General features: G+C 70.3%; 9 protein-coding genes. 6 read left to right on the plus strand and 3 right to left on the minus strand.

What is annotated here, in order from left to right:
* Positions 1-29 precede the first annotated feature (29 nt).
* The 5 genes from ACQ860_RS04060 to ACQ860_RS04080 all read left to right on the plus strand — a co-directional run bounded on the left by ACQ860_RS04060 (position 30) and on the right by ACQ860_RS04080 (position 4,859).
* Complete coding sequence (locus tag ACQ860_RS04060; protein WP_431302130.1) at positions 30-1,010, plus strand: LacI family DNA-binding transcriptional regulator; 981 nt, start codon at positions 30-32, stop codon at positions 1,008-1,010.
* Positions 1,007-1,945 (plus strand): NAD(P)-dependent oxidoreductase, encoded by a 939-nt coding sequence (locus ACQ860_RS04065; RefSeq protein ID WP_431305720.1) that lies wholly within the window; start codon positions 1,007-1,009, stop codon positions 1,943-1,945. The genes ACQ860_RS04060 and ACQ860_RS04065 overlap by 4 nt, the downstream gene beginning before the upstream one ends.
* Entirely contained in the window at positions 1,942-2,736 is a 795-nt protein-coding gene (locus ACQ860_RS04070; RefSeq protein ID WP_431302131.1) for an N-acyl homoserine lactonase family protein, read from the plus strand. Before ACQ860_RS04065 ends, ACQ860_RS04070 begins: the two co-directional genes overlap by 4 nt.
* A gap of 124 nt (positions 2,737-2,860) precedes the next feature.
* Complete coding sequence (locus ACQ860_RS04075; protein ID WP_431302132.1) at positions 2,861-3,832, plus strand: Bug family tripartite tricarboxylate transporter substrate binding protein; 972 nt, start codon at positions 2,861-2,863, stop codon at positions 3,830-3,832.
* 61 nt (positions 3,833-3,893) lie between these two features.
* On the plus strand, positions 3,894-4,859 hold the full coding sequence (locus ACQ860_RS04080) for a Bug family tripartite tricarboxylate transporter substrate binding protein (protein WP_431302133.1): 966 nt from the start codon (positions 3,894-3,896) through the stop codon (positions 4,857-4,859).
* A gap of 7 nt (positions 4,860-4,866) precedes the next feature.
* Here the strand turns inward: ACQ860_RS04080 and ACQ860_RS04085 are convergent, their stop codons facing one another.
* Positions 4,867-5,574: a LytR/AlgR family response regulator transcription factor gene (locus tag ACQ860_RS04085; RefSeq protein ID WP_431302134.1), complete on the minus strand. Its 708-nt coding sequence runs from the start codon at positions 5,572-5,574 to the stop codon at positions 4,867-4,869.
* The gene (locus ACQ860_RS04090) at positions 5,559-6,626 is read right to left on the minus strand and encodes a sensor histidine kinase (RefSeq protein ID WP_431302135.1); all 1,068 of its coding nucleotides are present in this window, start codon (positions 6,624-6,626) and stop codon (positions 5,559-5,561) included. The genes ACQ860_RS04085 and ACQ860_RS04090 overlap by 16 nt, the downstream gene beginning before the upstream one ends.
* 194 nt (positions 6,627-6,820) lie before the next feature.
* Between ACQ860_RS04090 and ACQ860_RS04095 the strand changes: the two genes are divergently transcribed.
* Positions 6,821-11,668: a Calx-beta domain-containing protein gene (locus ACQ860_RS04095; RefSeq protein WP_431302136.1), complete on the plus strand. Its 4,848-nt coding sequence runs from the start codon at positions 6,821-6,823 to the stop codon at positions 11,666-11,668.
* 36 nt (positions 11,669-11,704) lie between these two features.
* Here ACQ860_RS04095 and ACQ860_RS04100 read toward each other — a convergent pair whose 3' ends face one another.
* Entirely contained in the window at positions 11,705-12,016 is a 312-nt protein-coding gene (locus ACQ860_RS04100) for a hypothetical protein (RefSeq protein ID WP_431302137.1), read from the minus strand.
* Between the last annotated feature and the right edge of the window lie 140 nt (positions 12,017-12,156).

Below are 12,156 nucleotides of genomic sequence, written 5' to 3' on the forward strand. Positions count from 1 at the left end.
TGGCCGGGGAGACATCGCCCGGGCTACGTATGCGCGATGTGGCGCGCGCGGCCGGCGTCTCGGCCATGAGCGTCTCGCGCGTGCTGCGCGAGCCCGCACTCGTCTCGCCCGAGCTGCGCGCGCGCGTCGAGGCGGCAGTGCGGGAGGTGGGGTATGTGCCCAACCGCCTCGCGGGGTCGCTCTCCTCGCGGCGGTCGGAGGTGGTGGGCCTCGTCGTGCCCTCGCTGGAGAATTCGCTCTTCGCCGCCACGGTGAAGGGCATCTCGGACGTGCTGCGCCGCGCCGGATTCCAGCTGATGATCGCCGATTCCGGCTATGGGCCCGAGGCGGAGGAAGCCGCGATCCGCGCCTTCCTGGAGCAGCGCGTGGCCGGCCTCATCCTGCATGACACGCTGCACACCGAGGGCGCGATCCAGATGATCCGTCGCGCCGGCGTGCCGGTGGTGGAGAACGGCACGCTGACCGAGGCGCCGCTCGACATGGTCGTCTCCTACTCCAACCGCGAGGCGGCGCGGGCGATGACGCGGCACCTGGCGCGGCTCGGCTATCGGCGGATCGCGCTGGTGACGCTGCCCTCGGCGGCCAATGCCCGTTCGCGCGACCGGCAGCTGGGCTTCGCTGAGGCTCTGGCGGAGCTGAGCCTGCCGCTGGAGCCGCGCTGGATGCTGGAAATGCCGCCGGGCCTGGCTTCGGGTGCGGAGGCCCTGGTGCGGCTGATGGAGAGCGAGCCGCCCGACGCCATCTTCTTCGCGGGCGACGTGCTGGCCGCCGGCGCCGTGCTGGAATGCCAGCGGCGCGGCTGGGCGGTGCCGGGCCGTGTCGCCATCGCGGCCTTCGACAATGTGGACCTGCTGGCGCACATGAACCCGCCGGTCACCACGCTGCATCTGCCGCGCCACGAGATCGGCACGCGCTCGGCCCAGATCCTGCTGGACCGGATCGGGCGCCGGCAATCGGGACCGGCGACGGTGGATCTGCGCTTCGAGATCATCCAGCGCGCCAGCACCTGAGCGACGCATCACGACACAAGGGAAGGAAGAACGCCATGCAGGACCAGGTGATCGGCTTCGTGGGATTGGGACAGATGGGGCGGCCCATGGTGGGGCGGCTGCTCGCCGCCGGCCATGCGGTGGTGGTGTATGACCGGGTGCCGGAGGCGGTGGAGGCGCTGGTGGCGCTTGGCGCGCAGCCGGCCGGCAGCATCCGCGAGGTGGCGGACCGCGCCGATGTGGTCTTCGTGAGCCTGCCCACGCCCGCCATCGTGCGCGAGGTGGCGATCGGCCCCGGCGGCGTGATCGAGGGACAGCGCGCGCGCACGCTGGTGGATTTCTCGACGACCGGCCCGCGCGTGGCGGGCGAACTGCACGAGGCCTTCGGCGCGCAGGGTCGCAGCGTGCTGGATGCGCCGGTCAGTGGCGGGCGATCCGGCGCGGCGGCGGGGACGCTCGCCGTCATGGTCTCGGGCCCGCGCGAGCGCTACGACGCGCTGGAGCCGGTGTTCAGGATCGTGGGCAAGCCCTTCTTCTGCGGTGAGAAGCCGGGGGCGGCTCAGGTGATGAAGCTCTGCAACAACCTGCTGGCCGCCGCCACGCTCGTCGTCTCCTCCGAAGCCATTGCGATGGGCGTGAAGGCGGGCCTCGACCCCAAGCTGATGTGCGAGGTGATCAACGTCTCCTCCGGCCGCAACAGCGCGACGCAGGACAAGTTCCCCAAGGCGATCATCCCGCGCCGCTTCGATTTCGGCTTCGCCACCGGCCTCTCGCACAAGGATGTGCGGCTCTGCGTGGACGAGGCCGAGGCGATGGGCATTCCCATGGTGGTGGGCAGCGCGGTGCGGCAGATGCTCGCCGTCACCAGCGCGAAATTCGGCCCCGAGAGCGACTTCACCAGCGTGGCGCGCGTCGTCGAGGAATGGGCGGGTGTCACCATCGGGGAAGAGGCATGAGCTGGGAGGTCTATGCGCTGCGCTATGCGCGGCGCGATGCGACGGCGGCGCAGCACTTCATCGGCGGCGACCCGCATGATGGCCCCATGCCCATGGATTACTTCGTCTGGGCCTGCGTGAAGGCGGGGCGCGCGGTGGTGGTGGACACCGGCTTCACGGCCGAGGTCGCGGCGAAACGCAAGCGCGAATGGCTGCGCTGCCCGGTGGAATCGCTGCGCCTGCTGGGCGTGGCACCCGAGGCGGTGGAAGACGTGGTGCTGACGCATCTGCACTACGACCATGTCGGCTCCTTCCACCTCTTCCCTCGCGCGCGCTTCCACCTGCGCGAGCCCGAGATGCACTACGCGACCGGGCGCTACATGCGGCACAGGCACCTCGCCCATTCCTTCGAGGTGGAGGATGTGGTGGGCATCGTGCGGATGAACTTCGCCGGCCGCGTCGCCTTCCATGACGGCGTGGTGGAGCCCTGGCCCGGCATCAAGCTGCACCCCACGGGCGGGCATTCGGCCGGGCTGCAATTCGTCTCTGTGGAGACGGCGCGCGGCTGCGTCGTGCTGGCCTCCGACGTCACGCATTTCTACGCGAACATGGAGGAGGGCCGCCCCTTCAGCACCGCCTTCCATGTGGGCGAGATGCTGGAGGGCTTCGACCGGCTGCGCGCGGTGGCGGACAGCGAAGCGCATATCATCCCCGGCCATGACCCGCTGGTAATGACGCGCTACCCCGCCGTGAGCCCGGAGCTGGAGGGTATCGCCGTTCGCCTCGATGTCCCACCTTCGGCGGGAGGCTGATTCACGCCTTTGGTAAGCCCACCAGAGGCGATCAACTCCAAATTTGACAATTCCGGCCACTCTGGCCGGGATCGGTAACAACGCCAGACCGGATCACCGGCGGCATTCCTGGGAGGGAAGAAGAATGACCCATCGCATCACCCGCCGCGCGCTGCTGGGCGCCGGTGCCATCCTGCCTGTGCTGGCCACGCCGGCGCTCGCCTTCCCCGACCAGGCGGTGCGCGTCATCGTCCCCTGGAATGCGGGCGGACTCGCCGATGTCGTCATGCGCGCCATCGCCCCCGTCATGTCCGCCTCGCTCGGCCAACCGGTGGTGATCGAGAACCGCGCGGGTGCGAATGGCGCGGTGGGCACGCAGGCGGTGGCGCAGGCGCGCGGAGATGGGCACACGCTCATCCTCGCCAATGCCGAGACGCATGCGATCAACCCGCTGGTCTATCCGCGCCTCGCCTATGACGCGGTGGCGGATTTCACGCCGGTGACGATCTTCGCCCGCGGTCCCTTCGTGCTGATCACCCGGCCCGGCCTGCCGGTGGAGGATCTCAACGGCTTCCTCGGCCTGGCGCGCGCGCGGCGCGGGCAGCTCACCTTCGCCTCCTGGGGCATCGGCTCCACCTCGCACCTCGCGATGGAGCGGCTGATGCGCTCGACGGGCGTCGAGATGCTGCACGTGCCCTTCACGGGTGCGGCGCCGGCCTCCACCGCCATCCTGGGCGGCCAGGTGGATGTGATGTTCCTCAATGCCGGCCCGGCCGAGGCCATCGCGCGCGACGGCCGCGCGCGCATCCTGGGGCTGGGCGCCACGGAGCGCCTGGCACTTCTGCCCAATGTGCCGACCATGGCGGAGCTCGGCACGCCCGTGGAGGCGGCCAACTGGTTCGGCCTGCTTGGCCCCGCGCGCATGCCCGCCGCCGCCGCGCAGCGCCTTTCCGCGGTCGCGGGCCAGGCGGTGCGCCAGCCGGCCGTGCAGGAGATCTTCCGCACCCAGGCCGCCCTTCCGGTGACGATGACGCCGGAGGAGACGGGCCGCTTCATCGCGGCCGACCGTGAGCGCTGGAACGTGGTGGTGCGGGACCTCAACATCCGTCTCGAATAGTGGCGGTGGACAGGCGCGGGCGGCGCGTGACAGCCTCCGGCGAAACAGGGGGAGGATGAACATGCAACGCCGCGTCCTGATGCTCGCAGCGCCGAGCCTCGCGCTCACCGGCGGCCTCGCCCGCGCGCAGGCCTGGCCCAACCGCCCGGTGCGCTTCGTCGTTGGCTTCGCGGCCGGCGGCGCCAATGACATCGTGGCGCGGCTGCTGGCCGCCAAGCTCGCCGAACGCATCCCGGGCAGCAGCTTCATCGTGGAGAACCGGCCCGGCGCCAGCACGGTGGTCGCGGCTGAGCTCGTGGCGCGCTCGGCGCCGGATGGCACCACCTTCTTCTACACCTCGCCCTCCACGCAGATCGCCATCCTGGTGAACCGCACCGCGACCATGGACCCGATGCAGGCGCTGGTGCCGGTGGTGATGGCGCAGTCGGCGCCGCTCGCCCTCGTCTGCCGCCCGGATTTTCCGGCACGCAGCGTACCGGAATTCCTGGCCCTCGCCCGCGAGCGTGGCGCGCGCCTCACCATCTCCAACCCCGGCACGGGGGCGGTGAACCACCTCGCCATGGCGCTGCTGATGCGGCGCACGGGCATCGAGCCCACGCTCGTGCCCTATTCCGGCAACCAGCCCTCCATCACCGCGCTGATCCGCGGCGAGGTGGACCTCGCGCATGACGGGCTCTTCACGCCGCGCGCGCAATTGCAGGAGGGCACGCTGCGGGCGATTGCCGTCACCACCGCGCAACGCTCGCCCCTCTACCCCGATGTGCCGGCCTTCGCCGAGACCCTGCCGGGCTATGATGTGGGCTTCTGGGGCGGGCTGCTTGCCCCGCGCGGCACGCCCGACCCCATCCTGGACCGCCTGGCCGAGGAGGTGGGCGCGATCCTGGCGCAGCCCGATGTCATCACCCGCATCCGCGGCTTCGGCGCGGAGCCGGCCAGCGGCGGGCGCGCGGCCTTCGCCCGCGTCTATGCGGCGGATTGGGAGAAATGGGGCCAGGTGGTGCGCGAGAACGACATCCGTCCCGGCTGAGGTCCCCTCACCGCGCCGACAGGGCCGCGCGCAGCCGCGCGGCGGCGACGCGGCCCAAGCCCAGCGGCGCCTCCATGCCCTCGATCGTCACATGCGTCAGGTTGCGCCCCTCGGCCTCCACGCGCCGCACGCGGCCAAGGTTGAGCAGGACGGAGCGGCCCACGCGCAGGAAGGGCGGCGCGGGCAGCAGCGCCTCGAAATGGCTGAGGGTCCTGAGGATCAGCAGCGAGCCCTGGCCCGCGAGGTGCACGCGCGTGAAATCTCCCTCCGCGCAGAGCGCCGCGACCTCGGCGGGGTCGGCCATGACGGTGCGGCTTGGCATGCGCAGCTCGATCGGCGGGCCGAGCGGCGCGGCGGCAGGGCCCCGATGCCGCGCCACGCGGGCCAGCGCCTCGGCCAGGCGGTCGGGGCGGACGGGCTTGAGCAGGTAGTCCGCCGCCTCCACGGCGAAGGCCTGCACCGCGTGCTGCGGATGGGCGGTGACGAAGATGACGCGCGGCGCGGGCGCAAGGCGCGCGATGACCTCGAAGCCATCCCCCGCGCCCAGCTCGATGTCGAGCAGCACCACATCGGGCCGCGTCCGGCCGATCGCCTCCAGCGCGGTGGCGAGGCTGTCGGCCGTCTCCACCACCTCCACCTCGGGATGGGCCAGCAGCAGGCGGCGCATGGCGCGGATGGCCAGCGGCTCGTCATCCACGATCACGGCGCGGAGCATGGCGCCCCCTCCAGCCTGAGCCGCGCCACCACCACGCCGCCCGCCTGCTCCAGCGCGAAATCGTGCCGGCCCGGATAATGCAGCGCGAGACGGCGGCGGATATTGGCGAGGCCGATGCCGGCGCCGCCCGGTGAAGCGGGCGCCAGCGCGCCGGTATTGGCGACACGGATGGCCAGCGCCTCGCCCTCGGCGCGGATCTCCACGGTGACCTCGAGGCGCGGTTCGCGCCGGCCGTGCTTGATCGCGTTCTCCACCAGAGGCTGCAGCAGGAAGCTCGGGATGGGGCGCATGCCGGCAGCCTCCTCGACATCCACCCGCGCCCTCAGCCGCGCGCCGAAGCGCGCCTCCTGCACGCGGAGATAGGAGGCGAGCGCCTCGGCCTCATCCGCCACGGTCGCGATCGTCACGTCCATCCCGGTCAGCGATTGCCGCAGGAAGGTCGAGAGGTCGCGCAGCATGGCGAGCGCGGCCTCGGGATTCTCTGGGATTTCCTCGCCGATGCCGTTCAGCGCGTTGAACAGGAAATGCGGGTCGAGCTGCAGGCGCAGGCGCTGCAATTCGGTGCGCAGCGCCTGGCCCTCGGCCTCCAGCGCGCGTTCCGCCTCGACCTGGCGGGCGATCTCCGCCTTGATCCAGAAGCAGACCAGGCTCCAGATGGTGAAGATGAGGAAGTAGTGGACGGCCACGATGGCCACCGCCTCATGCGGCCCCCATCCGGCCATGGCGAGCTCGAAGCGGCTGCGGATGAAGGAGCCCGCCGCCACCACCACGCCCGAGGCGGCGAGGCTGAGGCCCAGGATCCAGGGCAGCGCGCGCCAGGTGATGCGCCCCTCGAAGCCCAGCCGGTCGAAGGCAAGGAAGAGCCCGGCCGCCAGCAGGAAGATCAGCGGATCGAGCGCGAGCGAGACGCCGAGCGCGACCCAGGCCTCCTCGTAGAGGCGCAGCCGCGTCATCACGTCGATGACCGCGAAGACAGCCCAGCCGGCGGCCAGCACGCGCCACAGGCCGGGGCGGCGCACCCAGCTCCCGTGCGGCGCGCGCAGATCCGCCATGGCACCTCCTTCCGGCGCGGCGGGGAATCCGCCCGTCCTCGGCGCGCATTACAGCACGGCCGCGCGCAGGGAGGCGATGCGGCCCGCCTCAACGAGTTTCCGGCCCGGTTCATCGATTGCCCGGCCCCCGCGCGGCCGCCGGCGGCGATGCTGCTGCTAACCGCCCGCGACATCGCCGGAAGAGGAACCTGACCATGGCCACCGAAGGACGCATCTTCGCCGTCACCACCAGCGGCGCCGACATCACCGGCTTCGACCCCGCGCGAGACAAGCTCGATTTCGGCGGAGTCTCGGTGCACAACTTCATCGTCGTGGATACGGCGACCGGCGTGGGCTTCATGGACCCCTGGTCGGGCGAGACGATCATCATCCAGGGCGTCTCGCTCGGGCAGCTCACCATCAACAGCTTCACGCCGATCGAGAACGACCACCTGCGGCAATGCCTGAGCGGCGCGCTGGCCTGGGAGCAGGGTGTCACCGCCGCGCCCAACACCGTCTATGCGCGCTCGCACGAGCTGGGGCAGATCGACCGCGTCGCCTTCAACCCGGCGACCGACCGGGTGGATTTCCGCTACTACGGCTCGCGCGAGCAGATCTCGATGAGCGATGGCGCGGAGGGCGTGATCATCGCCAATGCGGGCACCGGCCAGGCGCTGATCCTGCTGGGGGTGACGAAGGCGCAGCTCAGCGTCACCAACTTCATCTTCTACCCGGCCGAGGTGCGGGAGGACCGGGTGCATCTGCAGCTCGGCTTCACCGTGGTGCCGGACAGCCAGGTGGTCCCGCAGGGGCTGCCCATCGCGGGGACGAATGCCTGGCCGACCGGGGTCGGCAGTGGCAGCCCGCCCAGCGGCGTCACGGGCGAGACCTTCACGCTGGACTGGGATTACGGCGTGGCCGCGCGGCTCGATTTCGACCCGGCGGCGGACAAGCTGGATTTCGGCTGGTTCAAGGCGAGCGAGATCGAGATCACGGAAGTGGGCGGCTCCACCGTCATCACCATCGTCGGCAACCGGCAGAGCTACACGCTGGCGGGGGTCAGCCTGGGCGCGCTGGAGATGAGCAACATCGTGGCGCGCGACCCGGGGCTGCGCGCCGAGTGGCAGGCGGCGATCGACGCCGCGCCCTCCCCGCCCGGGCTTTCCGTGAGCGATGCGCAGGTGGTGGAGGGCGATGCCGGTCCGGTGAACCTGGTCTTCACCGTCACCCTCACCCAGGCGGCGAGCACGGAGGTGAGCGTCAGCTATTCCACGCTGACCGGCAGCGCGCGCTCGGGCGAGGATTTCACGGCGGCCGTCGGCACCGTCACCTTCGCGCCCGGCGAGACGCGCAAGACCTTCAGCGTGGCCGTGCTGGGCGACCGCATCCCCGAACTGACCGAGACGATGACGGTGCAGCTCTCCGCCGCGCGCGGGGCCACCATCCTGGATGGCACGGCCATCGGCACCATCCGGGACAATGACGTGGACACGGCCCCCACGACCCCGCCCAGCATCTCCATCACCGACTACAGCACCAATGAGGGCGATGCGGATCTGACGCATATGCGGATCGTGCTGACGCTCTCCAAGGCCTCCGCCGTCCCCGTCACGGTGCGCTACACGAGCGAGGACATCACGGCGAACGGCGATGTGGATTACGAGGTGCTGGACGGCATCGTGACCTTCGCCCCGGGCGAGACGACGCAGACCATCCACGCGCATATCAATGGCGACCGGCTGTTGGAGGCGACGGAGAGCTACCGCATCCGCCTCTCCGAGCCGACCAACGCCACCATCGCCGATGGCATCGGCATCGTCACCATCGTGAATGACGACAGCGCGGCGCCCGCCTTGCCCAGCCTCGCCATCGCGGATGCCAGCATCACGGAGGGCAATGCGGGCACGAAGGTGATGAACCTGACCGTGACGCTCTCCGCCGCCGCGAGCGGGCCGGTGAGTGTCGCCTATGCCACGGCGAATGGCACGGCGACGGCGGGCTCGGACTATACGGCGAAATCCGGCACGCTGACCTTCGCGGCGGGCGAGACCAGCAAGACCATCCAGGTCAGCATCACGGGCGACGCGGCGGTGGAGGCGAATGAGGCCTTCACCGTCAACCTCAGCAACGCCATGGGGGCCACCATCGCCGATGGGAGTGCGACGGCCACCATCACCAATGACGACGCCTCACCCGCGCCTGGCAACGCCAGGCTCGCCTACAAGGTGAGCAGCGACTGGGGGGCGGGCTTCACCGCCGCCATGACGGTGACGGCCGGCGCGGGCGGGCTGAACGGCTGGACCGCGGAATTCGACGCGCCCTTCACCATCACGAACATCTGGAATGCCGTGATCGTGAGCCATGTCGGCACCCGCTACGTGATCCGCAACCAGGACTATAACGGCAAGGTCGCGGCGGGTGGCGAGACGAGCTTCGGCTTCCAGGCCTCGGGCGGGCCGAGCGGGTCGGTCAGCGGCCTGGTCCTGAACGGCACGGCGACGCCCAGCACGCCCAGCCTCTCCATCGCCGATGCGAGCCTGGCCGAGGGGGCGAGCGGCACCAGCGACATGCGCTTCACGGTCACGCTCTCAGAGGCCAGCGCGACGCCGGTCACGGTGAACTACGCGACCTCGGACGGGACGACGACGGCCGGTTCCGACTATACGGCGAAGAGCGGCAGCCTGACCTTCGCGGCGGGCGAGACCAGCAAGACCATCACCGTCGCGGTGCGCGGCGACACGGTGGTGGAGCCGAATGAGACGCTGAACCTCACCCTCTCCGGCGCGCAGGGGGCGACGATCCGCGATGGGTCGGCCATCGGCACCATCCGCAATGACGACACGGCGCCGGGCGGGCCCACGCTTTCGGTGGCGAATGCCAGCGCGGCGGAGGGGGCCGGGAGCCTCGTCTTCACCGTCACGCTCTCACAGGCGAGCGCCACGCCGGTCACGGTCAACTTCGCCACCGCCAATGGGAGCGCCACCGCCGGGTCGGACTACGCGGCGCGCAGCGGCACGCTGACCTTCGCGGCGGGCGAGACGAGCAAGACCGTCAGCGTCGCCGTCACCCGCGACACGGCGATGGAGGCGGATGAGACGCTGAGCCTTGTCCTCTCCACGCCCAGCGGCGCCACCATCGGCCGCGGCACGGCGACCGGCACCATCCTGAATGACGACCTGCCGAGCCTGACCGTGAGCGACGCCTCGATCCAGGAGGGGAACCTCATCGCCACCACGGGCTGGCTCAGCACGCGCGGCAACCAGATCGTGGATTCGGCCGGCGACAGCGTGCTGATCAGCGGGGTGAACTGGTTCGGCTTCGAAGGCACGAACATGTCGCCCAACGGGCTCTGGACGCGCTCCTACAAGGAGATGATGCAGCAGATGGCGGATGAGGGGTTCAACACCATCCGCCTGCCCTTCTCGAGCGAGATGCTGCACGCGACCGGCCAGGCGCTGGGCATTGATTACAACCAGAACCCGGATCTGCGCGGCCTGACGCCGCTCCAGGTGATGGACAGGATCATCGCCCAGGCGGGCGAGATCGGGCTGCGCGTCATCCTGGACCACCATCGCAGCAATGCGGGCAACGGCACCTCGGAGAACGGGCTCTGGTACAATGACCGCTATACCGAGGCGGGCTGGATCTCCGACTGGCAGATGCTCGCCACACGCTACGGCAATGATCCGACGGTGATCGGCGCCGACCTGCACAATGAGCCGCACAACGGCACCTGGGGCGGCGGCGGCGCGCGGGACTGGGCGGCGGCGGCCGAGCGCGCGGGCAATGCCATCGGCGAGGTGAACCCGAACTGGCTGATCTTCGTCGAAGGTGTCGCCAGCTATGAGGGCCAGAACTACTGGTGGGGCGGCAACCTGATGGGTGTGCGCGACCGCCCGATCGAGCTCGATGTCGCGGGCAAGCTGGTCTATTCGGCGCATGACTACCCGAATTCGATCTACGCCCAGCCCTGGTTCCAGGGCCCGGATTTCCCGGCCAACCTGCCGGCGAAGTTCGACCAGATGTGGGGCTACATCTTCAAGGAGGGGATCGCGCCGGTCTATATTGGCGAATTCGGCACGAAGCTGCAGGACCCGAAGGACGCGCCCTGGTTCGAGGCCATCACCTCCTACCTTTCCGGCGATTTCGACAACAACGGCACGAATGACCTCGCGCCCGGCCAGCAGGGCATCAGCTGGACCTTCTGGTCCTGGAATCCCAATTCGGGCGACACCGGCGGCATCCTGAAGGATGACTGGCGCACGGTGAACGAGAACAAGATGGACTATCTCCGCCCGCTCGCCTTCGAGCTGCTGGACGATGCGGCGGGCGGCGCCATGGCGAGCTTCGAGGTGCGGCTCTCGGCACCCGCCACCACCACCGTCACGGTGGACTACGCGACGCGCGCCGGGACCGCGACGGAGGCCGATTTCGTGGCCGCCGCGGGGACGCTGACCTTCGCGCCGGGCGAGCAGAGCAAGACCGTGAAGGTCGCGATCCGAGGCGATGCGCTGGATGAGGCGAATGAGGGCTTCACCCTGGTGCTGAGCAACCCGCAGCGGGCCACCATCGCCGATGGCATGGGCGTGGGCACCATCCTGGATGACGACCCGGCCGGCGCCGATGGACGGCTCTCGCTCTCGGGCACGCGCGGGGCGGATACGCTGACCGGCGGCGCGGCGGCGGACCGGATCTCGGGCGGCTCGGGCGATGACTGGCTGACCGGCGGCGCGGGCTCGGACGTGCTGATCGGCGGCACCGGGGCGGACCGCTTCCACTTCTCGCCGGGCCTCGCGGGGACGGACCGCGTCACCGACTTCAACACGCTGGATGGCGGCGCGGCGGAGGGCGATCTGCTGGTCATCCAGTCCCCCATGGTCGGCCGCTTCGCCTGGCTCGGCACCGGCGCCTTCACGGGCGGCAGTGACAACAGCGAGGCCCGGATGCAGGCGGGCCAGGTGCTGGTGGATGTGAATGGCGACGGCACGTCGGACATCGCCATCACGCTCACCGGCCTCACCAGCGCGAATCAACTCTCGACCAGCGACTTCCTGTTTGGCTGAGGGCGGCCGGGGCGGTGCGCGCCCCGGCCATGATCCTCAGCGTGGGCAGGCCGAGCTCTGCACCACCGCGCTCATCGCGTTGATGGGCCGCGGCACGGCGGGCTGGCCCGGGCGCACCACGCGATAGGTCAGGCGGAAGGTGCCGTCATTGCCGACGGGCACCAGCACCGCCTCGCAGGTAGGCATCCCGGCGAGACGGGCCTGTTCCATCAGGATCTCGGCCACGCGGTCGGGCATGTAGTTGGCCGTGCCCTCCCCCTCGGCCCGCACGGCATTCGCCATGCCGAGCGCGAGGAATGCGAGGCCCGTGGAGAGAAGCGCGCGCCGAAGGGTGGATGGCTGTGTCATGTGTGGCTCCTGCCTTGTTGGTCTCAACCCGAGAGGGCCACCCGGCATGGACGACCCCCTGCGACCAAGACTGCGGGGGGAGGCGGCGCCGCTTCTTGGAGATTCGGGCGGAAGCCTGTTGCCCGATTGCGGAAAGCGGA

It is taken from the genome of Sediminicoccus sp. BL-A-41-H5 (assembly GCF_050632405.1).
In the GTDB taxonomy this organism is placed as follows: Bacteria; Pseudomonadota; Alphaproteobacteria; order Acetobacterales; family Acetobacteraceae; genus Roseococcus.